General features: G+C 60.2%; 20 protein-coding genes. 7 read left to right on the forward strand and 13 right to left on the reverse strand.

Translation table 11 applies throughout. The annotated features are described in order from the left end of the window. The first annotated feature begins 109 nt into the window (after nucleotides 1-109). From K0V07_RS01110 to K0V07_RS01140, 7 genes are all read left to right on the forward strand, one after another. Entirely contained in the window at nucleotides 110-1,411 is a 1,302-nt protein-coding gene (locus K0V07_RS01110) for an FtsW/RodA/SpoVE family cell cycle protein (protein WP_220622691.1), read from the forward strand. A 105-nt stretch (nucleotides 1,412-1,516) separates the two neighbouring features. Then, nucleotides 1,517-3,256: an Rne/Rng family ribonuclease gene (locus K0V07_RS01115; protein WP_220622692.1), complete on the forward strand. Its 1,740-nt coding sequence runs from the start codon at nucleotides 1,517-1,519 to the stop codon at nucleotides 3,254-3,256. Nucleotides 3,257-3,272: 16 nt separating this feature from the next. Further along, nucleotides 3,273-3,620, forward strand: coding sequence for a hypothetical protein (locus tag K0V07_RS01120; protein WP_220622693.1), 348 nt, complete (start codon nucleotides 3,273-3,275; stop codon nucleotides 3,618-3,620). A gap of 102 nt (nucleotides 3,621-3,722) precedes the next feature. Then, on the forward strand, nucleotides 3,723-4,817 hold the full coding sequence (locus K0V07_RS01125) for a response regulator (RefSeq protein WP_220622694.1): 1,095 nt from the start codon (nucleotides 3,723-3,725) through the stop codon (nucleotides 4,815-4,817). An 85-nt stretch (nucleotides 4,818-4,902) separates the two neighbouring features. Then, nucleotides 4,903-6,060, forward strand: a complete 1,158-nt coding sequence (locus K0V07_RS01130) for a glycerate kinase (RefSeq protein WP_220622695.1) — start codon at nucleotides 4,903-4,905, stop codon at nucleotides 6,058-6,060. A gap of 12 nt (nucleotides 6,061-6,072) precedes the next feature. Continuing rightward, the gene (locus K0V07_RS01135; protein WP_220622696.1) at nucleotides 6,073-6,837 is read left to right on the forward strand and encodes a DUF2062 domain-containing protein; all 765 of its coding nucleotides are present in this window, start codon (nucleotides 6,073-6,075) and stop codon (nucleotides 6,835-6,837) included. After that, on the forward strand, nucleotides 6,821-8,074 hold the full coding sequence (locus K0V07_RS01140; RefSeq protein ID WP_255568060.1) for a DUF1343 domain-containing protein: 1,254 nt from the start codon (nucleotides 6,821-6,823) through the stop codon (nucleotides 8,072-8,074). The genes K0V07_RS01135 and K0V07_RS01140 overlap by 17 nt, the downstream gene beginning before the upstream one ends. Nucleotides 8,075-8,077: 3 nt before the next feature. Here the strand turns inward: K0V07_RS01140 and K0V07_RS01145 are convergent, their stop codons facing one another. The 13 genes from K0V07_RS01145 to K0V07_RS01205 all read right to left on the reverse strand — a co-directional run bounded on the left by K0V07_RS01145 (nucleotide 8,078) and on the right by K0V07_RS01205 (nucleotide 21,816). Next, nucleotides 8,078-8,740, reverse strand: a complete 663-nt coding sequence (locus K0V07_RS01145) for a polysaccharide deacetylase family protein (protein WP_220622697.1) — start codon at nucleotides 8,738-8,740, stop codon at nucleotides 8,078-8,080. A gap of 161 nt (nucleotides 8,741-8,901) precedes the next feature. Continuing rightward, complete coding sequence (locus K0V07_RS01150) at nucleotides 8,902-9,705, reverse strand: DNA-formamidopyrimidine glycosylase family protein (RefSeq protein WP_220622698.1); 804 nt, start codon at nucleotides 9,703-9,705, stop codon at nucleotides 8,902-8,904. A 153-nt stretch (nucleotides 9,706-9,858) separates the two neighbouring features. Continuing rightward, a complete protein-coding gene (locus tag K0V07_RS01155; RefSeq protein WP_220622699.1) occupies nucleotides 9,859-10,563 on the reverse strand; it encodes a cytochrome c in 705 nt (234 codons plus the stop codon). A 5-nt stretch (nucleotides 10,564-10,568) separates the two neighbouring features. Further along, nucleotides 10,569-11,300, reverse strand: a complete 732-nt coding sequence (locus tag K0V07_RS01160) for a cbb3-type cytochrome c oxidase subunit II (RefSeq protein WP_220622700.1) — start codon at nucleotides 11,298-11,300, stop codon at nucleotides 10,569-10,571. Continuing rightward, on the reverse strand, nucleotides 11,300-12,796 hold the full coding sequence (locus tag K0V07_RS01165) for a cbb3-type cytochrome c oxidase subunit I (RefSeq protein ID WP_220622701.1): 1,497 nt from the start codon (nucleotides 12,794-12,796) through the stop codon (nucleotides 11,300-11,302). The genes K0V07_RS01160 and K0V07_RS01165 overlap by 1 nt, the downstream gene beginning before the upstream one ends. A gap of 10 nt (nucleotides 12,797-12,806) precedes the next feature. Beyond that, nucleotides 12,807-13,082 (reverse strand): hypothetical protein, encoded by a 276-nt coding sequence (locus K0V07_RS01170; RefSeq protein WP_220622702.1) that lies wholly within the window; start codon nucleotides 13,080-13,082, stop codon nucleotides 12,807-12,809. After that, nucleotides 13,083-13,595, reverse strand: a complete 513-nt coding sequence (locus K0V07_RS01175) for a hypothetical protein (protein ID WP_220622703.1) — start codon at nucleotides 13,593-13,595, stop codon at nucleotides 13,083-13,085. Between the two features lie 2 nt (nucleotides 13,596-13,597). Beyond that, the gene (locus K0V07_RS01180; RefSeq protein ID WP_220622704.1) at nucleotides 13,598-14,917 is read right to left on the reverse strand and encodes a hypothetical protein; all 1,320 of its coding nucleotides are present in this window, start codon (nucleotides 14,915-14,917) and stop codon (nucleotides 13,598-13,600) included. Then, complete coding sequence (locus K0V07_RS01185; RefSeq protein WP_220622705.1) at nucleotides 14,917-15,573, reverse strand: cytochrome c; 657 nt, start codon at nucleotides 15,571-15,573, stop codon at nucleotides 14,917-14,919. Before K0V07_RS01185 ends, K0V07_RS01180 begins: the two co-directional genes overlap by 1 nt. Further along, nucleotides 15,573-16,115: a DUF3341 domain-containing protein gene (locus tag K0V07_RS01190; protein WP_220622706.1), complete on the reverse strand. Its 543-nt coding sequence runs from the start codon at nucleotides 16,113-16,115 to the stop codon at nucleotides 15,573-15,575. The genes K0V07_RS01185 and K0V07_RS01190 overlap by 1 nt, the downstream gene beginning before the upstream one ends. Continuing rightward, entirely contained in the window at nucleotides 16,115-17,584 is a 1,470-nt protein-coding gene (gene nrfD / locus K0V07_RS01195; protein ID WP_220622707.1) for an NrfD/PsrC family molybdoenzyme membrane anchor subunit, read from the reverse strand. The genes K0V07_RS01190 and nrfD overlap by 1 nt, the downstream gene beginning before the upstream one ends. A gap of 69 nt (nucleotides 17,585-17,653) precedes the next feature. Further along, nucleotides 17,654-21,166: a TAT-variant-translocated molybdopterin oxidoreductase gene (locus K0V07_RS01200; protein WP_220622708.1), complete on the reverse strand. Its 3,513-nt coding sequence runs from the start codon at nucleotides 21,164-21,166 to the stop codon at nucleotides 17,654-17,656. Beyond that, nucleotides 21,163-21,816: a cytochrome c3 family protein gene (locus K0V07_RS01205; protein ID WP_220622709.1), complete on the reverse strand. Its 654-nt coding sequence runs from the start codon at nucleotides 21,814-21,816 to the stop codon at nucleotides 21,163-21,165. Before K0V07_RS01205 ends, K0V07_RS01200 begins: the two co-directional genes overlap by 4 nt. Between the last annotated feature and the right edge of the window lie 271 nt (nucleotides 21,817-22,087).

A 22,087-nucleotide genomic window follows, 5' to 3' on the forward strand; every position in this document is an offset into this window, starting at 1 on the left:
AGTGTAAGAGGCCGCCGTTAAAGCGCGCCTGTTGGCAGATTTAGGCTTTTCAGGCAGGTCGCAGAGTGCCTTATTTCCCTATGGAGCCTGTCGAGTCTCCCCTTTCCTGATGTCTTCCCTCATTTCAGCTCTCAAACGCCTGCCACTGCGCCACTTTGTACGGATCAGTGACGAACACCGCAGCGACTGGATTTCGCCGGTGTGCATCCTGCTGCTGGGGCTGATCGGGGTCTTTTTCATCTACTCGGCGCAGAGCTACAGCGGAGGTAGCTCCTGGAAGATGCAGATTCTGTGGCTGGTGGTCGGATTTATCGCCTACGGGGTCATTTCGCTCGTCAACTACAAGTTCTTCCTCGAAAACGCTCACCTCTTTTACTGGCTCGGGGTATTACTGCTGGTGCCGCTGGCCCTGCAGGCGATTATTCTGGACCTGCACAGCGCGCTATCGAGCATCCCGGCCTTCAGGCTGCCCTTCGTGCAGACACGTTTCGGGGCGACGCGGTGGCTGGACTTCGGGCCCTTCTCACTGCAACCGGCGGAGGTGGCCAAAGTCAGCACCCTGCTGATGGCCTCCAGCGTGCTGGCCCGCTCCGAAATCGGGACCCTCAAAGAATCCATAAAGGTCTTGCTAAAAGTGGGTTTTACATTTTTTATCCCCGTGTTTCTGATTTTTCTGGAGCCGGACTTGGGCTCCTCGTTGGTCTTCGCACCCATGGCCTTCGCCCTCCTTTACGTTTCCAATCTGTCCGAGAAGTTTTTCCTGACCATCTTCGGGCTTTTTCTGCTGGCCACACTGGTAATCGGTGTGGACGTATATCGTTATCAGCAGTTTATGAACGACGAGGAGCTTTCGTTCATGGAGGACAAGGGTGCCTACGAGGAACATTCCTTCGTCCCGCTCAAAGATTACCAGCGCAACCGTATCCTGGCCTTTGTCGCCCCGCAGGTCGTTGACCCCAAGGGTAACGGCGTGGCCTGGAACCTGAACCAGTCTCTCATGGCCGTCTCTGGTGGCGGCCTGTATGGGAAAGGCCCCGGCCAAGGCACTCAAGCCAAGCTGGGCTACCTGCCCCCGACGGTTGCTCCCAATGACTTCATTTTTTCCGTCTTGGCCGAGGAATCAGGATTCCTTGGCTCGATGGTTGTTATCATCCTTTTTGCCATTCTGATCGCCAACGGTATCCGCATCGCGGGTATCGCACGCGACCGTTTTGGCATGCTGCTGTCCGTCGGCGTCAGCATTATTTTCATGGTCCACATCTTCGTAAATATCGGTATGACAATAGGCCTGATGCCGATCACAGGCCTGCCTCTACCGTTCATCAGTTATGGTGGCTCCTTTGTTTTAAGCTGTTGTGTCCTGCAAGGTTTTGTTCAAAGCGTTTACCGCTTCCGCAAGGACTTCTCATGAGAAGCTCAACCTCAGACCCGCTGCGCACCCACGGACCGGTTTCCGCGCGGACCACACACCAGCCACACAAAGGGCGCCCCGCCAACCCTCAAGGCAATACGCCCAATGAAAAGTTCATCACCCACCGACAAAAACAGTGTAGATAACGAGCTGCGCTCGCCCCCCAAAGAAGAAGTCGTCGAGTCTATCCCCCGCGACCAACTCAAAAAAGAATCCGCCGCCCGCGCCAAAAAGCGCCCCGTCCTGCAAAAGATAGCCCGCGTGCTCTCCGGCCAGAAAGAAACTCCCTACCGCGAGCTCATCATCAATGCCGAGCCGCTGGAAACCCGTGTCGCCCTCCTCGTGGACGGCGTCCTGGAAAAGTTCGAAGTCGAGCGCTCCGGTGACAAGCGCATGGTCGGTGCCGTCTTTGCCGGTAAGATCCAGAACCTGGAGCCCGGCCTGAAGGCCGCCTTCGTGGACATCGGCCAGCCCAAGAACGCCTTCCTGCACTACTGGGACATCCTGCCCGCTGCCAACGACGACAAGGCGATCGAAATCGTCCGCCAGAACGAAACTGCCGAGCAGAAAAAGCGCCGCTCCCAGAAGCCCACGCTTAAGGACATCCCCAAGCTTTACCCGATCGGCACGAATATCGTCGTGCAGATCACCAAGGCTCAGATCGGCACCAAAGGCCCCCGTACCACGACGAATCTCGCCCTGCCGGGCCGTTTCCTCGTGCTGATGCCTTTCTCCGGCCAGTGCGGCATCTCCCGCAAGATCGAGAGCAAGCAGGAGCGTGACCGCCTCAAGCAGATCCTTGGCAAGCTCACGCTCCCCGAGGGCATGGGCATCATCATCCGCACCGCCGGTGAGGGCAAAAAGCTCCGCTACTTTGTGCGCGACCTGCACATGCTCCTCAAGAAGTGGGAGAAGATCGAGGAGGGCATGAAGGCCGGTAAGCCTGCCCTGCTCTACCAGGAGCCTGACATCATCGAGCGCACCGTCCGCGACTTCCTCACCGAGGACATCGACCGCGTGCTGGTGGACAGCGAAGACCGCCACAGCGCCATCCTGGACAATATCAGCGAGGTCTCGCCCCGCTCGCGTAAGAAGATCGTCCACTTCAAGGACGACATCCCGATCTTTGAGCGCTTTAACATCGAGCGCCAGATCGAGCAGACCTTCCAGCGCACCGTCCCGCTCACCAGCGGCGGCGAAATCGTTATCGACGAAACGGAGGCCCTCGTGGCCATCGACGTCAACACCGGCTCCCACAAGGGCAAGGACAAGGGCGGCAAGGACTTCATCGTCAACGCCAACCTGGAGGCCGCCTCCGAGGCTGCCCGCCAGATCCGCCTGCGCAACATCGGCGGCCTGATCATCCTGGACTTTATCGACATGAAGAACAAACGCGACCGCAAGGCCGTGTTTGACCGCATGCGCCGGGAGATGGCCAAGGACAAAGCCAAGAGCCACGTCCTGCCGATCAGCCAGCTGGGTATCATGCAGATGACCCGCCAGCGGCACGCCGAGAGCCACGCCAGCGGCATTTACACCACCTGCCCGTACTGCTCGGGCAAGGGCATCGTCAAGAGCTCCCGCACCATGAGCGTGGAGATTCAGCGCAAGCTCGTCAGCGTCATTCGCCACCTGCGTAACACCACCTTCAAGCGCGGTGAAACCATCGAAATGGCCATCCTGCTGCACCCGACCAACCTCGAACGCCTCCGCAACGAGGACGAGGAACACTTGATCGACATCGAGCAGGCGTATAACGTAAGCCTTTCATTCAAGTCCGACTACAGCTACCACGTCGAAAACTTCCGTATCGTGGATCCCACCAGCGGTCAGGAACTCAGATAGAAAGGATTTCAGCGCTATGAAACCTCGCAACCTGCGCCACCGGCTCGAAAAAGCCGCCAAACTGCTCGTGATCGTACAAAAGTACTTTCCCGAGGTGGACTGCCAGTTTGCCGATGAAAAGGGCGCCCATGGACACCTCATGCTCAGGCTGTCCATGGGCACGGACCCGGCCAAACTGGGTCGCGACCTGGAGGGCCGCGGCTTCGCCTTCACGCGTACCCGCAACCCATGGCTCGGCGCTATGACCTATCGCGGCCGCAAGGAGGACCAGCCGGACGTCATCATCGAGGTGGAAATTCACGCGAACCGGCTCAACCCGGCTACTGAAATCGCCCCTGAGCCCTGGACGTTTAAGGAGGGTTAAAGACCCTAACTTTTCAGGAATCTGAACTGAGTTGGCGCCTTAAAGCGCTAACAGGTTTGCACTTATGCACATCAAGTGATGTGTTTAGGGGAAGATTCCGCCATGCCCAAACCTACGGTTCTAGTCGTTGATGACATTGAAGGTGTCCACGAAATGCTGGACATCATACTTGGTGATGCCGGCTACCAGGTCGAGCATGCCATGAACGGCCGCGAAGCGCTCATCACCTACCGGGAGCAGCCCATCGATGTCATTTTCACAGACATCGAAATGCCCGGCATGAGTGGACTGGACTTGCTGCGCACCCTCCGTGAGCTCGATGAGGATGCGGTTGTCATCATGACGACTGCCATCAGCTCCAAGCACTACGCCATCGAGGCCCTGCGGCTGGGTGCCTTCGATTATGTCGAGAAACCCTACGATGAAGATGAGCTGACAACCATCATGGGCCGGGCCATCAAGCATCGACGCAAGCTCGTCGAAGCCGACGACAAGAACACCTCCAACCCCGGCACCCGGCGCGAGCTGGAGAGGCTCCGTCACGATTTAAAGGCTCGGGAAAGCGAGTTGGCCAACCTGGGGCGCAAAGCACAGGAGCTTGAAGAGCGTCTGCATCAGCGGGAAGAAGAGCTTAAGGATCAAAAGGATTCCCAGCGCTCCCTGAATAAGCGACAACAGGACCTCGAACTGCGGGAGGGCGCACTCAGTGCCATGGATGAAACGCTCAAAGAGCGCATGCAGGCCCTCAAAAAGATGCAGAAGGAGCGCCAGTCCGGTGGTGAGCTCACCCCCGAGGCAGAGCAGGCACTCAACCGTCTGCGTAAAGAGCTGGAAGGCCGTGAAGCCGAGCTGGAGCAGATGCAGCTCACCATGAGCGAGAGGGAGCAGTTTCTGCGTGAGAGCGAGGAGTCCCTCCTCGAAAAAGGCCAGCTACTCACAGAGATGGAGGCGGAGCTTGAGCAGATGCGCGAAGACCTTGATCAGCGCCAGCGCTCCAGCCAACACTCCCCTGAGGACCTCAAACAGATTGAAAGCCTCAAGGGTGAGCTGGAGAGTAAGCAAAGCGAGATCCTGGAGGCAGAGGAAGCGCTCAACCGACGCGAGGAAGCCGTCCGGCGCGCCTCAGCACTGCTGAAAGCCCGCGAGCAGTTCTTGCAGGAGAGTGAGGATATCCTCTTCGGAGTCGGCAAAGAATGACGGCAAAGCCCCGTTTCGGTTTGACCTCCCCCCCTCACTGACGCGCTAATACAGGCAGTAGCTCCAATTACCAGACTGCCTACCGATGCATATCCTGATCGCTTTCGATAAATTCAAAGACTGCATGACGGCGCCGGAGGCCTGTCAGATCGCTCAGGAAGTCATTCTCAAGCTCCACCCGAGCTGGCAGGTCACGATCGCCCCCCTCACTGACGGAGGAGAAGGGTTCTGCGAAATCCTCACCCGATCAGCCTATGGGAGTATTGAGCGCGTTCCGGTGCTCGGCCCTCAGCTCGACCCCCAGACCTCCCAGATCGGCTACGTGGATATCGGGCGACTAGGTGCACGCGTCCGCGACATCCTGCGCCTGCCCTCCGAGGGAACGCTGGCCGTCATCGAGATGGCACAGGCCAGCGGTCTGCAGTCCGTCCCCGAGGGACAGCGGGACCCGTGGCTCGCCTCCTCCTATGGCACTGGCCAGTTGATCGCCGAGGCCGCCGACGCCGGCGCAATGGAGATCCTGCTGGGTATCGGCGGCAGCGCCACCAATGACCTCGGCCTGGGCGCACTTGAGGCAATCGGACTCCAGCTCCTCGACGCAAAGGGAGCTCTGATCGACCACGCCACCCCGCGCGACTGGTCACGGGTCGCGCAGTTGGAGGGAGACATTTGGCAGCATATCCCCCGTATCAATATCGCCTGCGACGTGGAAAACCCCCTGCTGGGTGCCAACGGAGCCACGGCCACCTATGGGCCGCAAAAGGGCATGCGCTACGAGGACTTTACCGCACTGGAGGGAGCCGTCTCTGCCATGGCTCAGCGCATGTGCAGCTATTTTGAAAAGCCCGCATCCCTGATGGAAGCCCCCGGCTCAGGCGCAGCGGGCGGCATCGGATTTGGGCTGCAGACAGCCTGTAATTCGCGAGTGGTGAAAGGCTTTGAACTGGTCGAGTCCTGGCTCCAACTGAAGGAAAAGATCGCCGCCGCGGACCTCGTTATCACCGGAGAAGGCAAATTTGACGCCAGCTCGCTCCAGGGCAAAGGCCCCGGCTCAATCCTGCGGGAAGCCGCGCGCCAGCATAAGCATTCCAAGATCATGGCCGGGCTCGTTGAGAGCAAGCTCGAGCTGCCCCCGAAAACCACCGCGGACGTGCTCGCGCCTGCCGGTTATACCAAGGAGCGCTCGATTTCCGATGGGAAGAAACTCTTGGCCCGTAAGCTGGTCGAAGTGTTTTCCAAGTAAGGAGCCACGACCATGACTACGGACGAGCGACACGAAGAGCTCAAGCGCAAGGTGCATGAACGCATCCGCCGCGTGAAGCGCCTGCTGCGCCCCCTGCCCCGCCGCGCCACTGTCCACCGCTATCCCTTTCTGAAGTGGTTCGCCCAGACCGCACGCAAGCGCTCCTACCTGTGGTCATTCCGCCGACAGAACATTGTACCCGCGATATATGTCGGATGCATTCTCTCACTGATGCCGATCTACGGCGTGCAGATCCCCTGCGCCTTTGCGCTGGCCCTGCTCATCCGTGGAAATCTGATGATCATGGTGGCCACCCAGTTCATCACAAACCCGGTCACCTTCGTACCGCTCTACACGGCAGCCTGCTTCATCGGGCTGGAGATCCTCTTTCTGCTCGGTGTCGATATACCCGGCGGCTCCGTCTGGGAGTTCTCGGGTACGATCGCCTCGCACTTGAAGGAAATGGTCAGCGGCCTGCTCGGGCCGAACCATCCGCGGGCCACCATGTCCTCGCTCATCCAGAGTACCGGCATGAGCGGACACGCGCTGATCGCCCTCGCCCTGAAGGCGACCATCATCGGCGGAGCCATGCTGGGCACCCTGATCGGATTCGCGATCAGCCTGACCTACCAGCTCATGGCGAACTACTACGAGCGTAGCGGCCGGGCGATTCAGCTCCAGTTCGAGGAGTTTGCCCGTCAGGCTAAATTAAAAATCCACCTGCCCGGCAAAGGCAGCGACAAAGACACATCTCCCCCTGATGATTCTCAAAGTTAAACCTTTCCTCCGCCTCGCTCTCCTCTCCCTGGCCGCCCTCCTGGGGATGCCGAGCACTCACGCCGCCCCGCAAGTCCTTCTCGGCATCGACGTCCTGGAGGCCCAGGACTTTCAGGCCCTCAGCGGCATGCGGGTCGGATTACTCACCCACGGCGCAGGGGTGGACGGGCGTGGCGTGCCGACCTGGAAGGTCATGCACGAGCACCCGGCGGTCAACCTCGTCGCCCTCTATGGGCCTGAGCACGGGATCGACGGCAAGCACAAGGCCGAGAAATACGTCCCCAACACCACACACGCAGAGACTGGCCTCCCCGTGTATTCACTTTATGGCCCCACCCGCAAACCTGCTCCAGAGATGCTTCAGGGGATCGATATCCTCGTCATCGACCTGCAGGACGTAGGCGTGCGCAGCTACACCTATGTGAGCGCCATGCGCCTGGCCATGGAGGCCTGCTTTGAGCAGGGCATCCCCGTCATGGTCCTCGACCGCCCCAACCCACTGGGCGGTGAGAAAGTGGACGGACCGCCTCTGGATAAACATCTGATGTCTTACGTGGGCTCCTTCCGGGTGCCCTATGTTCACGGACTGACCATCGGTGAGCTGGCTATCATGGCCAAAAAAATACCCGGCTGGATGGAAGTCAGCGAAGACGTCCAAAAGAAGGGCAAACTCTACGTCATCCCGATGAAGGGCTGGAAGCGCTCCATGCTCTGGCCCGATACCGGCCTGCGCTGGACGCCAACCTCCCCCGCGATCCCGGACTTTTCCGCTGCCGTCGGCTACTCCATGACTGGCCTGGGCTGCCAGCTCGGCGGCTTCCGCCATGGCTACGGCGAGGGCTACCCGTTCCGGCTGATTAACTACTCCGGTAAGTCCCCTGACCAGATCGCCACCACGCTTAACTCACTCGCCATCCCCGGTCTCTACCTGCAGCCGATGCCCGAGGGCAGACAACCCGGCGCCTACGCTGCCGTGACGAACTGGGACAAGCTGCGCCCGACCGAGATCAGCTTCCAGATGATGCGCCTGGCCTGCGACTGGTCCGGCGGTAACCCCTTTGCGGAGGCAACTCCGGCCCAGCAGCGACTCTACAAGATCCATGTCGGCTCCGAGGACTGGTGGACCGAAATCTCCACCCGTGGCAGCCGTGCCCGCGTGGACAAGTTCCTCGACGAGTGGGAGGCACGCGCCCGGCAGTTCCAGCAGTGGAGCCGCAATTACTGGATCTACAAATAAGCCCTACTCGGTAAAGAGGTCGGGCAGGTCTGCCCACTCCGCGTCGGGGTCCTCGGCGATCTTCTTGATCTTGGCCTCCATTTCAGCCCACATCTGGTCGCCCTCGATCTCATAGCTGTGGCCCCAGAAGTAAAAGACCTGCGCCTCGGAAGCCTTCGCTTTCTCGTAGAGAGACCAGAAGTTTTCGCTCAGGAAGTGACAGTCAGCATGAAACTGCAGGGGGTTCTCCACCGGCATGCAGGGCGTGGCATTCTTCGTCGTACGCGCGTAGACATGCCCGGCATCGGCCACGACCTGTGAGGTCGCATCGTCATAGTCACCATATGGATACGCAAAGCCCAGAATCGGCTGCTGGAAAAGATCCTGTAGCCACTTGCGAGCATCCACCACTTCAGCCCGCCATTGCTCCAGCGGGATCTGCAGGGTATGCGGGTGCGTCATGGTGTGGTTGGCCACAGTGAAGTCCTTGTAGGCATCTTTGAGCTCCGAGAGGGCCAGGCGGTACACATCCTTCGCAGGACTCCGATGATGCCAGCCGTCACGCTCAGCCTTGTGAAGCTTGGGGTTGAGGTTAAAGGACGCCTTCGCCCCGTACTTACGCAGGATCTCCATCAGCGGAAGATCATCGTGAACACCGTCATCCCAGCACTGGACCACTTTAAGCATAGTCATCCTAAAAACACCCGTGCTCCTCTCGCCGCAAGAGCAAAACCCCGCACAATCCAGTACGGTCGTGGATACGCGAGCACCTTCTCGGGCGCATTACAGTAGGTTAACCCGCCACGATCTCGCGCCTGCGGCTCCTGTGCGCAGCAACATCCGGAGATTCAGCCCTTCAGCTTCTGCCGGGCCGGGCTATAGCAGGTGGTGCGGCCGCCGATTGTTTCGCGCACCAGCGGCTGGCCGGTCTTCGGACAGGTGCCGCCATCCTCCCACCGGTGTGTAAACAACCAACTCGGCGGCGGCTCACCCCAGTCCGTACCGATCACCTGCATGGCATCGGCACACACCTCGCGGATCGTTGCATAGAGCTTACCTACTTCACGCGCACTGAGCTGCCCGGCACGCGTGGACGGATGCAGGGCAGCCCGCCACAGGATTTCGTCCGCCATCCAGTTACCGATACCGGGAAAACGCTCCTGCATGAGTAGGACGGCCTTCAGCGGTGAGCGTGCCCGACGCTTTAAAAACTGCTGTAGCGCCTCCTGCGTAAACGCATCCGAGAGCAAATCCGGCGGCAAGGCCTGCCACCACTCCGGTAGCTCCGGCCCCTGATCGAAACGCACCCGTCCAAAGAGCCGGGCGTCATAAAAAACCAATACATGCTCGGGCAGCTCCAGCACGAGATGATCGTGCTTACCCGGCGCGTAAGGGCGGGGCTCGCAAAAAAGCTTACCCGTCATCCCCAGGTGAACCCCCAGCCACGCACCTCCACTGAAGCCGAAAAGCATCTGCTTACCGTGCGCGAGAGACTGCTCCAACACAGCCCCCGTCAACGCGCGCTCCAAAAGCTTAGTATCACAATCACGAAAAATCCGCGCGGCAGGATGCAGACGCACACGCCCGACTTCCCCCCCGATCCCGGGGTCCCACTGCTTACGGTAGTACTCGACTTCAGCCAGCTCAGGCATGGTCAAATATTATATGACTTTTCCCGCGAAGTCACGCGAAGGGACGCGAAGATTTTCCAGCCAACAAACCATTTTAACGAGTTGGCCGTTGCTGGGGTAGCGACTGTAAGGAGCGTAGGGGCGCAGCCCCTCAGTGCCAGCGGGTGCCACCCGCTACTCCATGGGGTGCATGTCGAGCAGCTCGTCCGCACTCCAGGCACCGGACTTGTCGGCGATGGAGGCGCGCACTTCGGCGACCAGCTCCTCAGAGATTGCCGGAGCTTCATTGCTCCATGATTGGCGGACAAAGGTCGTGATGGCCGAGATGTCACGGTCATCCCAGTCCAGGCCGTTCTCGCCATAGGAGGGCATGTTACCGTTGTAGGTGTTACCCTTGACCTCCACCGGGCCCTGCAGGCCGCGCATGACGATCTTCACAAAGCGTTCAGGCGCGCCGACGACCCAAGGGGAGCCGTCCAGCGGAGGGAAGGCACCGGGGACACCATTACCGTCGGCCTGGTGACAGGTCGCACAGTTATTGGAGAAAAGCCGGTCGCCACGCTTGATCGGGTCGAAGGCTACCTCACCCTGCTGACCACCCGAGCCGGGCCGCCAGTCCGCACTAAAGACGTCGGGGCGGAAGTCACCGTTGTACTTGGTAAAATACATCCCCGTCCAGAAGAACAGCACGCCAAAGCACACCATCAGCGCCAGCGGGACCGGCGTGAAGCCCTCTTCGGGCTCGCCGTTTTCACGTTCCAGCTGCTTATGGACATGGACCATCTCCTCGTCGCCATAAGCGGCCGCCTCATGCTGCTCGTGCCCGGCCCCTGGGGCCGGTTCATGGTTGTGGGAGGAAGGCTTTTCCTGGTCGCTCATGGAGGCTATTCGGAGAAACGGGATTCAGGCAGTTCGTAGTTGAGCTGGAGGCTCATCAGGTAGGCCACGAGTTGCTTCGCGCGGTCGGTCGGGACGATCTCATAGCCGGCGGGCGGCTTCTCGCCGGGGAAATTATCCGGGATATTGAGAGCGTCGGGGCTCGGCGTATCACCGACCTTGCGCGTCTCGTAGAGAAAGCGGAAAGGCGGCATAATAGAGCCGGGAGAAGTGAACTGCGGGTTGTAAAGGTGGAGGTGGTGCCACTCAGCACTGGGCTGGCGCATGCCGATGGACATCAGGTCCGGGCCGGTACGGGAGGTCCCCAGGAGCACGCGCTGCTGGAGGATGTAGTCACGCGGCACGGTCTGGCGGTCGCCCCAGCCACGCTCAAAGTCTGCCCCAAAGCCCTTACGGCGCACCTGCTGGGAGTGGCAGTACAGGCAGCCCATCGAGATGTAGAGTTCCTTACCCTGCTGGGCCAGCCCCACGCTGGGGATAGGGAAAGTCTGCTCGTCGGGCTGATTAACACCGGCCACGAGCTGGTCGGGCTTGCCGTCACCGTCCACATCGAGTTCCACAAAGGCACCGGGGATCTGCTCACCGGAGTTGGGGTCATTGACAAACTCCGTCACCGGCTCGAGGTGGCCGTACTGGATCAAGCTGCTGAGGATCAATCCACTAAAGGAAAACGCCAGGCAGAAGAAAATCCCGGCAAAGAGGAGTGGCAGGTTCTTCATTAGCGGACCTCCTCCTCGTGTTCGTCTGCCAGCAGCGTGGGGCCTTCCTGGGCACGGGAGGACTTACCGCCCGCGAGCATCCAGAAGAAGTTAACCAGAAACGCCAGGTGCCCGATGCTCAGCAGGATACCTGAAAGCGAGCGCGAGAACAGCCACGGCACCAGAGCCGCTACGATCTCCAGAAATGCGTACTTGGGCTTACCGTCGGCATCGAGAGCGATCATCATCTCACCCTGAATCCAGCCGCCCACGTGCAACACCACCATCATAATGGTGATCCCGATCGCCGCGCACCAGAAGTGCGTGCGGATGAGCGCCGCCGAGGGCCACTCACGGTTGAGGATGCGAGGCATCATGAAGTAGATACCGCCAAACATCGTCATGGTGAAAAAGGCGTAGACCCCGTGGTGAGCGTGTCCGACCGTAAACTGCGTGAAGTGCGTGATGACGTTGACGTCCCGCAGGGCCATGGCCGAGCCGGCCAACGAAGCCAGCGTATAAGACATGCCGCCGAAAACAATGAAGCGCAGTGTCGGGCTACACCAGACCGCACGCCAGTTACCCGCCGCGGTCATGTGGTGGTTGATGGCCGTGACGACCACCGGAATGACCATCATGATACTGCCGACGATACCCGCTGACACGAGCCAGACCGGAATCGGTCCGCCGATCAGGTGGTGAACACCGGCCCAGTTGTAGAACAGCGCCAACGACCAGAAACCGAGCACAGACAGGTAGTAGCTGTGAATCGGGCGGCCCAGGACCTTGGGCAGAAAGTAGTAAATCGCTCCCAGCCCCATCGGCGTGAGCCACAGGCCCAGCACATTGTGCCCGAACCACCAGTTCGTGATGGCCTGCACGGTCCCGCGCGCGGGCACCCAGAGGATCATGGTCTGGGCGATGACGTACAGCCACGGGAACCAGAACAGAGCACCCAGGATATACCACTGGGAGACATACACATGCCCCAACGCGCGGAAGCGGAACATGATCACGCCCCAGACGGCCACGAGGATGTAGGAAACAGCCAGCAGCGGAGCAACCTCCATCGGCATTTCCAGCCACTCGACGCTCGTCAGGCCACCGGTCAGGATACCGATAACCCCAGCCGTTACCCCGATATTCCAGAAGGCACCGGCCACCACGAGCAAGCCCCCGTGCTTCACGGAGACCTTACAGAGGCGTGCCATGATCCAGAGGGCCACGGCGAAGATCGCATTATTACCCCAGCCGAAGGCCATAGCGTTCAGGTGGGCAGAGCGGGCGCGCCCGAAGGTCAGCCACTCGACGTTACCGAGGAACTCAGGGTTGTGCAGCTTGATTGAGGCGACGAGTGCAAAGAGCGTACCTGCCTGCAGCCAGAGGATGGCCGAAATGACAAAGAGGACCACCGGCACGCGCATCTCGCGGTCGATCTCGCTCAACTGCACCTTGAGCGGGACCCCTGGCTTGTTCCGGGGGTCGATAGAAGTGAAAAAGGATAATAGCGGGCTCATGCTGTCCGGCTCAGTCTTTCAAAGGTGTGGCGTGGGCGTGGCCCGTTTTCTTAGCCTTGGCGCGGCTGCTGCGTTCGAGTTTGCGGCGCATCTTGTCAGCTTCGCCGGGAAAGTAATCGGTATGCACGCCCTCGGGCTCTTCTTCATCGAAGATTTGCCGTGAGGTTTTTTCGAGCTTTTTGAACTCACCGTGCTTCACGGCCCAGTACAGGGCGCCGACCGCTGAGAAGAGAAATACACATCCCAGCGCCGCGATGAAAATCAGATAACCGCTCCACTGCTCCATTTATTTAGCCTCCTGGGTGCCCTCCCCGGACGCGTTCTGGTCAGACTTTGCGTCGCCAGAGGCAGCGGCTTCGGCGTCAGCAGACTTGGCATCTTCCTTGGCCGGTTCGGACTCGGCATCCTTCGCGTCTGCCTTGGCTTCATCTTCAGTTGCAGCCTTGTCCTCACTGGCGGGGGCCGGAGCGGCGGTAGAGTCAGCGGCCGGGAAAATCCCGTCCGGCTTTTCAGCGATTTCCTTCACTGCCAGCTGCATGGCCAACTCAGTCGGCACGCGTGCGATGCCTGCCTTCTGGTCCACCCAGGCGTACTCGGTGGTCAGGGCAGTCTCCTTGGCGTTTACGTCCGCGACCTTAGCGAGGCGGTTGTCGATCGTCTGCTGATCGACGGGAGCAGGACGCTGCATGTAGACATACGCGATCAGGATGATGGCGAAGAACAGCAGCATACTAGCCAGCGCCCCGAAGATGGAGAACAGGTAGTTGGAGTGACTGGTTTCCGGTGCCGTGTTAGACATGATTACTGAACGCTGGAAATGGACTCGCGGATGCGCGGATCGTGAATGGGGATCGGGTACGTCTTGGCCATGCTGCGCAGGGCAGCCCACAGGACGATCCCGCCGACACCGATCCAGGCCGCCAGGTCGAAGAGCATGTAGCCCGTCAGGAACGGCGAGGTGACATAGCCCAGGACGTTGTCCGCAGGCTTCTGGGTCGGAGCGATGTTAAAGTACAGGTCCACGATCGCGAAGACGAGGATCCATACGCTGATAAAGACCATGTTGCGCGGGATCACCTTGTTCTTGTATCGCAGCAGGAACAGGAACGGGAAGAGGAACATGCAGAAGATCAGCGTCAGGCCGACCCACCACCACTGGTTATAGGTGCCGTCAGCGTTGAGCTGGCGCAGGTTGTACCAGAAGGTTTCCTCGGGGATGTTCGCGTTGTAGATCAAGAAGAACTGCGAGAAGCTGACGTACGCCCAGAAGATGGTGAAAGCCAGGAAGATGCACGCGAGCATGTAGTAATGGCTCTCGTTGAGGATACCCTTAAGGCCGCCTCGTGTGCTGAGGAAGAACAGCGTGATAACCGTCACGGCCAGAGCAATACGCATCGAGACCGCGAAGAACCAAACGCCGTACATGGTCGAGAACCAGTGGTAGCTCAGGCTCATCAGCAGGTCGAAGGCCGAGAAGGTCAGCGCCATCGGCACGAGGAACATACCGGCACCGGACCACTTGCGGCACGCGATGTAGTGCTTCGGGTCGGGATTCAGGTCGTTGGTAAAGGAGTGCTGACGCAGCTTGTAGGAGAACCAGCAGAAAATCCCGAAGTAAATGCACAGCCGCACGATGAAGAACGGCAGGTTTAGCAGACCGGCCTTGTGCAGGTAGAGCGGGTCGTCACCGACACGCACCGGATGAGCTCCGGCCAGCACGTTGTCCAGATTAAGCCATTTCCAGAGGACACCGGGGTTATCCCCGATGAAAAACGGAAGCGCCACCATCGGGATCAGCAGCAGGAACATCCACGGGAACGCGGCCAGGAAGTGCTCCAGCTGGCGGCGAATGATCGTGGACCAGCCCGCGTCAAAGATGTACGAGATCTGTACCAGCATGAGCATGCCGATCAGCATGCCGAACCAGAAGCTGTAGCCCAGCAGCCAGCTCATGACAGGGCGGCCGTTGGGGGTCTCTTCATTGAGGCCCATGACCATACCGATAATTGCCACGGCCAGGCCGAGGATACCGATGATCAGGAAGATCGTAGCCAGTGGCTTGCGACCGCCGGAGGTGGCCGCTGCGGCGGGCACGGATGCAGTTGCGGCTTCGCTACTCATTATAATCCAAGCTCCGGTTTAAATTGTTCAGGCACATCCTCGATGCTGGTCTGCTGAGCCAGCTGGAGGGCGCGCACGTAGGCGATGACGGCCCAGCGCTCCTCGGGGCGCAGCTTCATGCCGTATGCGCCCATCAGGTTCTTGCCGTGTGTGATGGTGTTGAAGATCTCACCCTCGGCCATGCCGCGAATGCGGGCATCGTGGTAAGTCGGGGTGGCAGCCATACCGAACTGCTTGGTCACACCGTTACCGTCACCGGCAGCACCGTGGCAGACGGCACAAAAGATGGTGAACTTCTGCTGGCCCAGCTGCATGAACTCGTCGGTGACCTCCACGGGGAAACCGCGGACCCACTCGCCGTCTGCATCCTTACCGGAGTACATGGGCGGGTTCAGGCTGACCGGGTCGACGTAGTCGGCGCTGAAGACTTCCTTCATCTGGGAGCCATAGCCACGGCCAACCGTACCGGGAACAACCGGGCGGTCATTGCGACCATCCGCGAAAAACTTGTTTTCTCCCTGGGGCAGATACTTGGCCTGCCAGTCCATGTCCGGAAAGACATAGATCGGCTGGCGGGTGCTCTTGGCCCCGCGGAAGCCCAGGATCGAGACAACGGCTACGACCCCGAAAATCCATATGGCGATAAAGTAGCGCATCAGGCTTTCAAGACCTCCACTTTGGTGCTGCCGAGCTCTTCGAGCATGGAGCGCGTCTGCTCCAGGTCGAACTTCGGGTCAGCTTTTTCAATGACCAGGAAAAACGTATCGTCCCCGCACTTGATGTAGTCCTCGTACTCGAAGACCGGGTGGTTGTGGCGCGGGAGCAGGTTGGTGGCAAACATCCCGAACAGCGTCCCGAAGGCCGAGAGCAGAATCGTCAGCTCGTACATGATCGGGAACGGAAAGATCGGGCTCCAGAAGGGCTTACCGCCGACGATCAGCGGGTAGTTAAAGCCATTCATATACCAGGTGATCAGCATACCGGTGCAAAAGCCCGTCACCCCGCCAATGGCGGTAAAGATCGGAACCTTCGAGCGGCCGATGCCCATCTGGTGGTCCAGGCCGTGAACCGGGAACGGCGTAAAGCAGTCGAACTTCTTGTAGCCGGCTTCCTTCACCTTGCCCACCGCCTCGTAGAAGGCAGGCGTCTCGGTGAACTCAGCCAGAATGCCGTACGTGTCGTGCTTGTGCTCAGCCATTAGTGGTGTCCTCCCCCGGTGGTTGAATGCGGAACGGCCTGTGTGCCGGTGCCATGCCCGTGGGCGTCGCCCTGCTTCATCACAGCCTTGATCTCACCCATGGGCATCATGGGCAGGAAGCGGAGGAAGAGCAGGAACAGCACGGAGAACAGACCGAAGGTGCCGAAGAAGGTAAAGATGTCGATGATCGTCGGTGAGTAGTAACCCCAGCTGGACGGCAGGAAGTCGTTGGCCAGCGAGGTGACGGTGATCACGAAGCGCTCGAACCACATCCCGACGTTCACGAAGCCACAGATGATCCACACCAGCGCGGTGTTTTCGCGGACCTTCTTGAACCAGAACAGGTGCGGGGTGATGACGTTGCACCCGATCATGATGTAGTAGGACCAGGCGTACTGACCGAGAGCACGGTTGATAAAGGCAAAGCCTTCGTAGGGGTTCGCACCGTACCAGGCGATGAAGAACTCCATCATGTAGGCGTAGCCGACCATCGAGCCCGTCGCCAGGATGATCTTACACATGCAGTCGATGTGGTACTGCGTAATCAGGTTGTGCAGGCCGAATACCGAACGCACCGGCAGCATCAGCGTGAGCACCATCCCGAAACCGGAGAAAATAGCACCGGCCACAAAGTACGGCGGGAAAATCGTCGTGTGCCAACCGGGAAGCTGGGAGGCCGCAAAGTCAAAGGACACGATCGTGTGCACGGAGAGCACCAGCGGCGTGGACAGACCGGCCAGCAGCAGGTAGGCCATCTCGTAGTTGCTCCAGTGGCGGTTACTCTGGCGCCAGCCCATGGCAAAGGCACCGTAGGCCCAGGACTTGATCAGCTTACCGGCCTTGGCGGCGCGGTCGCGCATCGTGCCCAGGTCGGGGATCAGCCCCATGTACCAGAAGAGCACCGAAACCGTACCGTAAGTCGAAACCGCGAACACGTCCCACTCCAGCGGGGAGCGGAACTGCGGCCAGATCCAGTTGGCATTCGGGAGCGGGAAAAGCCACCACGCGAACCAGACGCGACCGACGTGGAAAAGCGGAAAGATACCGGCACAAACCACGGCGAAAATCGTCATCGCCTCGGCCGCACGGTTAATGGACACGCGCCACTTCTGGCGCAACAGGCAAAGAATGGCGGAGATGAGTGTCCCGGCGTGACCGATACCGATCCAGAACACGAAGTTCACGATGGCCCACCCCCAGTTAATCGGGTTAGCCAGGCCCCAGACCCCGACACCGGTCGTAACCAGCCAGGTCAGGCCAAAGAGCGTGAAGGTCGCCATGAAGCCGGCCACGCAGAACATGATCCACCACCAGCGGGGCGTCTTGCCCTCGGGGATGCCGCAGATCTTTTCCGTGACCCAGTGAAAGTCCTTGCCGCCAGTGACAAGCTCCTTGCGCGGCACATCCACCGGCTGGACCTTGGCCAGCAGCTGCTCCCGCGACTCGGCGTCGGAGGCAGTGTAGGACATGTCTGGTGAGATTTCGGCCATTCCTAGAAGTTTGAGAGTTTCAAAAGTGAGTAGTGAAGTTTGTGCGAATTAGTGGTGATCGGCAGGCGGTGTTTCCGAGCTCTTGTGAGCGGCTGGTGCGCCCCCGTGCGGGACTTCCACGCCGACATCGTGCCCGGTAGGCAGTGTGTCGTGGGCTTCGCCGTGCGAGGCGTCGCCATGAGCGGCACCATGCTCGCCATGGGCATCCCCGTGGCCACCACCGTGACCGTAGCGGTGCTCATACTCAGCGCGGCTGAGCGGCTGCTTGTAGGCGTCCGGCATGGCGGGGTTCGGGTTACGCAGGCGGGCCAGGTAGGTCGTACGCGGACGCACATTCAGATAGCCCAGGACAGCGTAGTTGCGCTTGTTCTGCGTCTTGATCTTGGAAACCTTGGATTCCGGGTCGGCCACGTCACCAAAGACGATTGCCTCGGTCGGGCAGACCTGCTGACAGGCGACCTTGATCGTACCGTCGGGGACCTTGACGTCGGGGCTGGCCCCGGCTTTGACCTTCTGGTTGATCTTGGCCTGCTCGATGCGCTGCACGCAGTAGGTGCACTTTTCCATCACGCCGCGCATGCGGACGGTGACGTTCGGGTTCTTCTGCATGCGGGTGAGCTGGGAAGCCTCGGTCTTGTACCGGTCGGTCCCGAGCGGGCCCTTGTAGAGCTCGCCGCGCTCGCGCTTGTTGAAATCAAAGAAGTTGAACCGGCGGACCTTGTACGGGCAGTTGTTCGCGCAGTAACGCGTACCCACGCAGCGGTTGTAGGCCATGACGTTGAGGCCCTGCTCGTCGTGGACGGTCGCATTGACCGGGCAGACGCTTTCGCAGGGAGCCAGCTCGCAGTGCTGACAGGCCACGCCCATAAAGGAAACCTGCGGGTCCTCGGGGATCTCCGTGGTGGGGAGCTTCGGGTCGACCGAGTAGTAACGGTCGAGGCGCAGCCAGTGCAACTCGCGTCCACGCAGGACCTGGTCCTTACCGACGATCGGAATGTTGTTCTCGCTCTGACAGGCGATCACGCAGGCGTTACAGCCGGTGCAGGTGTTGAGGTCGATACTCATGCCCCACTGCTGTTCGGCCTTGAACTCCGGCGTCTTGTACATGGAGCCACCGCGCGGGATCTCGCGCACGACCTTGTCGAGCGGGTCCTTGCGGGCGTTACCCAGGACGGGCGGTGAGTGCGCCTCGGCTCCCATGCGGGAGGCGAATTCCGGGTCGTGCTCGAACTCGGTGTTCGTGCCTTCACGCAGAATGGCGCGGCCCTCCATGGACCAGTGCTGCTGGGTATTGGCCAGCGGGTAAATCTCTTCGGTCACGGCGATGCTGCCCCCCAGGGCGAGCGCGCGTGAAGCCAGTGTCGTCAGCGGGTAGGCATCGAAGCCGATCCCCGGCCCGAAGCCCGGATAGTTGGCCAGACGGGTGCCGATGCGACCGGTCTTACGGCGACCAAAGCCAAGGGCGATGACCACGGTGTTGTCAGCGAGGCCGGGCTGGATATGGATCGGACCGGTAATGGTCTTACCACCAACGGTGAGCTTACCCACCGGGGCCTGCTCCTGGCCGCGCTTGAACTGATTGGCGTCCATGTGGAGCTGGCCGATCTTGTCCATGGTGATCGGCTTCGGCGTGACGCCGAGGTGCTTGGCCAGCTTCGGGCTGATGGAAATGGTGTTGTCCCAGGTGAGCTTGCTCATCGGGTCCGGCACTTCTGCCAGCCAGCCGTTGTTATTATAACGACCGTCGTAGAAGTGCGAGCTGGGCACGATACGGACTTCGAGCGCCTCGGGGCTCAGGGCCGCAGCCTTGAGCTTGTCGCCACTGGCCGCCATGCCTACGCCGACCCACAGGTCACTGGCAGGGAGCTTGGCAGTCTTGTAGGCGCTGTCCTTGAGGACACCCTCGGTCAGCCAGGCATTGAAGGAAACGTCGTCCTTCGTGTCGGAAATGCTGGAGAAAGTCTTGCGGACACGGCCGTAGCCCTGGTCACCATTACTCTGGCCGGTGTTGATGACTTCGAGGAATTCCAGCTCGGTGAAGCCATCGAAAAGCGGCAGGATCATCGGCTGCACCGGTACGTAGACACCATCCAGCGTGCGGCCATCGCCCCAGCTTTCCAGATAGTGAGTAGCGGCCACGGTGAGGTCGGCCAGCTCGCCAGTCTCATCGGCGTAGTAGCCGTAGCGGACAACCTTGCCCGCCTTCTGCTGGAGCGTCGGCCAATCCAGATCACCCGGAGCATCGTAGGCAGGATTGCCGCCCATGATGACGAGCGTCTTGACCTCGCCCTTGTTTAAAAGCTCAGCCACGGCATCAATACCGACAACGTCCTTCTGCTCGGGCAGTTCAACGTAGCTGACGGTATGCCCGGAGGCCTTCAGAAACTCATTGATGGCGGCGACCATAGTGTGGACGCCCATCGGCAGATGCGGTCCGGCCACCACCAGCGACTGGTGCTTACCGGCATAGGCAATCAGGTCCTTCACACACTCGGTGATCCAGGAGGCATCGACCTCGAGGGAGCCTGCCTGCTCACGCAGCTTGGCAGCCACGTCTTTTTCCTCACCAGTCTGCTCGGCGACCTCTGCCAGCACCAGTGCGGTAAAGGCCGGGATTTGGCTGGTGGCGATACGCAGGCGGTGGTCAGCCTGACCACCGGTGATAGTAAAGTTCGACTCAGCCGCGTAGAGGCGGCTCATCTTTGGCGCATCTTCGGCCTCATCGACCTGACGGCCCTTGCCGAATCCACGCAGGTTACCGAGATGGCCCGGCTCTGTGCCGAGGAAATCCGAATCCAGCGCGAGCACACGCTTGGCCTGGGAAAGATCGTAAACGGGCTGGATGCGCTTGTCGGCGACCTTGGACAAGGCCCGCGAAGGAGCGGAAGTATCGACAGCCTCGTACTCGGCCCAAACGGCCTCGGGCATCTTTTCGCGCAACTCGGCGACGAGTGCGGCGCGGCTGGGAGAGGTGGAAGGCTCGACGAGGAAGACCAGCCCCTTGCCCTTGTTCTTGGTGTAAGCTTTATTCAGCTCACTCAGAGAGGTCAGCACGGACGCGCGGTCGAGCTGGCGGCCCCCCTTGGCCTGGCTCTTCTGGAGGCGGTCCGGGTCGTAAAGATCAAGCACGCTGGCCTGCGCATAGCCGGTGGTGCCGCCGCCGTAGGGCTTGTAGCTCGGATTGCCCTCGACCTTGGTCGGGCGGGCGTCATGGGTTTCCACGACAAGCGGGATATTCCCATGAGGATCGGGCTGTGAGCTGGCGTAAAACATCGGCACGCCGGGCACCATGCGCTCGGGCGACTTCGAATACGGCAGGATGTGCTGCTTGGGCTGGCGGCAACCGGCCAGGCCGAGGCCTGCCAGCGCGGCGGAGGCGCCCATCAGCTTCAGAAAGGTGCGGCGGTCGGACTCTGTGGTCTCGGAGGCTCCTTCTGGAAATTCACGCTCCAGGAGCACGCGGAATTCGGGCGTGTCGGCCAACTCATCCGGACTGCGCCAGTAGCGCGGGCCGGCCTGTTCGCGTGCGGTGGGCTCGGGGTGCTGTACTTTGCGTTTCATCGGTGGCAGCCGGAACAGCTCTCAGGCGGCTGAACCTTCCAGTCGTGGACAAATTTTTCGCCCATTTCGAGCTGGGCGGTGGCGCTCTCTGGCTTCCAGTCGAGGTTGTAAACCTCGCTGGGCGGACGGAGGAAATTCTCGGGGTTGCGGTGGCAGTCCAGGCAGAAAGCCATGCTCAACGGCTGCTGCTGTGAGACGACTTCCATCTCGTTGATCTGCCCGTGACACTCTACGCAGCTGACGCCGCGGTTCACGTGCACCGAGTGGTTAAAGTAGACGTAGTCGGGCGTATCGTGAATGCGTACCCACGGCACCGGCTGCCCGGAGTCAAAGCTCTCGCGGATGGGAGCCAGACGCGCGTCGTTTGCCAGCACCTGATTATGACAGTTCATACAGGTGTTCGCGCCCGGCACATTTGAGTGCTCCGAACGGTCCACATAGGTGTGGCAATAACGGCAGTCGAGGCCAAGCTGGCCGACGTGCAGGTTGTGGCTGAATGCGACCGGTTGGATCGGTTGAAAACCGACCTCGGTCCACTTCGGCGTCGCGTAGTAGGTGACACCACCTACTACCGTCCCCAATAACAGCAGCACACAGGCCACTATTTTCAGGGGCGCCGTATTGGTCCATTTTGGAAAAATGTTGGCCATACGTTCGTGCTAAAATAACCGTAGCGAACTCAGGCCCGGGAGCTTCCGCGGGAAACAGCCATCGGCGCCTTGCGGGCGGCCATTGGCAGTTTCACCTCGCCGTTACCCTTTTCCCGCGCCTGTGATTCGGAGCGGGGAAAAAGGGCCGCGGCTAGAGCGGCAAGTCCCAATCCCTTGAGAAAAGTCTTACGTGTCGTTGATGTGTCCCTCATTTCAACGCTGCTTATGAAAGGTGAAAGCTCTGCTTTAGCAAAGAAAAAAATGGAACAAA

Source organism: Ruficoccus sp. ZRK36 (assembly GCF_019603315.1).
Classification (GTDB): domain Bacteria; phylum Verrucomicrobiota; class Verrucomicrobiia; order Opitutales; family Cerasicoccaceae; genus Ruficoccus.

Excerpts from the sequence above, each read along its gene's own strand:
- K0V07_RS01175 (WP_220622703.1), bottom strand. The coding sequence starts at position 13,595 with ATGTCTAACACGGCACCGGAAACCAGTCACTCCAACTACCTGTTCTCC.
- K0V07_RS01180 (WP_220622704.1), bottom strand. The coding sequence starts at position 14,917 with ATGAGTAGCGAAGCCGCAACTGCATCCGTGCCCGCCGCAGCGGCCACC.
- K0V07_RS01120 (WP_220622693.1), top strand. The coding sequence starts at position 3,273 with ATGAAACCTCGCAACCTGCGCCACCGGCTCGAAAAAGCCGCCAAACTG.
- K0V07_RS01150 (WP_220622698.1), bottom strand. The coding sequence starts at position 9,705 with ATGCCTGAGCTGGCTGAAGTCGAGTACTACCGTAAGCAGTGGGACCCC.
- K0V07_RS01165 (WP_220622701.1), bottom strand. The coding sequence starts at position 12,796 with ATGAGCCCGCTATTATCCTTTTTCACTTCTATCGACCCCCGGAACAAG.
- K0V07_RS01190 (WP_220622706.1), bottom strand. The coding sequence starts at position 16,115 with ATGGCTGAGCACAAGCACGACACGTACGGCATTCTGGCTGAGTTCACC.
- K0V07_RS01110 (WP_220622691.1), top strand. The coding sequence starts at position 110 with ATGTCTTCCCTCATTTCAGCTCTCAAACGCCTGCCACTGCGCCACTTT.
- K0V07_RS01145 (WP_220622697.1), bottom strand. The coding sequence starts at position 8,740 with ATGCTTAAAGTGGTCCAGTGCTGGGATGACGGTGTTCACGATGATCTT.
- K0V07_RS01135 (WP_220622696.1), top strand. The coding sequence starts at position 6,073 with ATGACTACGGACGAGCGACACGAAGAGCTCAAGCGCAAGGTGCATGAA.
- K0V07_RS01130 (WP_220622695.1), top strand. The coding sequence starts at position 4,903 with ATGCATATCCTGATCGCTTTCGATAAATTCAAAGACTGCATGACGGCG.
- K0V07_RS01155 (WP_220622699.1), bottom strand. The coding sequence starts at position 10,563 with ATGAGCGACCAGGAAAAGCCTTCCTCCCACAACCATGAACCGGCCCCA.
- K0V07_RS01160 (WP_220622700.1), bottom strand. The coding sequence starts at position 11,300 with ATGAAGAACCTGCCACTCCTCTTTGCCGGGATTTTCTTCTGCCTGGCG.
- K0V07_RS01125 (WP_220622694.1), top strand. The coding sequence starts at position 3,723 with ATGCCCAAACCTACGGTTCTAGTCGTTGATGACATTGAAGGTGTCCAC.
- K0V07_RS01205 (WP_220622709.1), bottom strand. The coding sequence starts at position 21,816 with ATGGCCAACATTTTTCCAAAATGGACCAATACGGCGCCCCTGAAAATA.
- nrfD (WP_220622707.1), bottom strand. The coding sequence starts at position 17,584 with ATGTCCTACACTGCCTCCGACGCCGAGTCGCGGGAGCAGCTGCTGGCC.
- K0V07_RS01115 (WP_220622692.1), top strand. The coding sequence starts at position 1,517 with ATGAAAAGTTCATCACCCACCGACAAAAACAGTGTAGATAACGAGCTG.
- K0V07_RS01185 (WP_220622705.1), bottom strand. The coding sequence starts at position 15,573 with ATGCGCTACTTTATCGCCATATGGATTTTCGGGGTCGTAGCCGTTGTC.
- K0V07_RS01140 (WP_255568060.1), top strand. The coding sequence starts at position 6,821 with ATGATTCTCAAAGTTAAACCTTTCCTCCGCCTCGCTCTCCTCTCCCTG.
- K0V07_RS01170 (WP_220622702.1), bottom strand. The coding sequence starts at position 13,082 with ATGGAGCAGTGGAGCGGTTATCTGATTTTCATCGCGGCGCTGGGATGT.
- K0V07_RS01200 (WP_220622708.1), bottom strand. The coding sequence starts at position 21,166 with ATGAAACGCAAAGTACAGCACCCCGAGCCCACCGCACGCGAACAGGCC.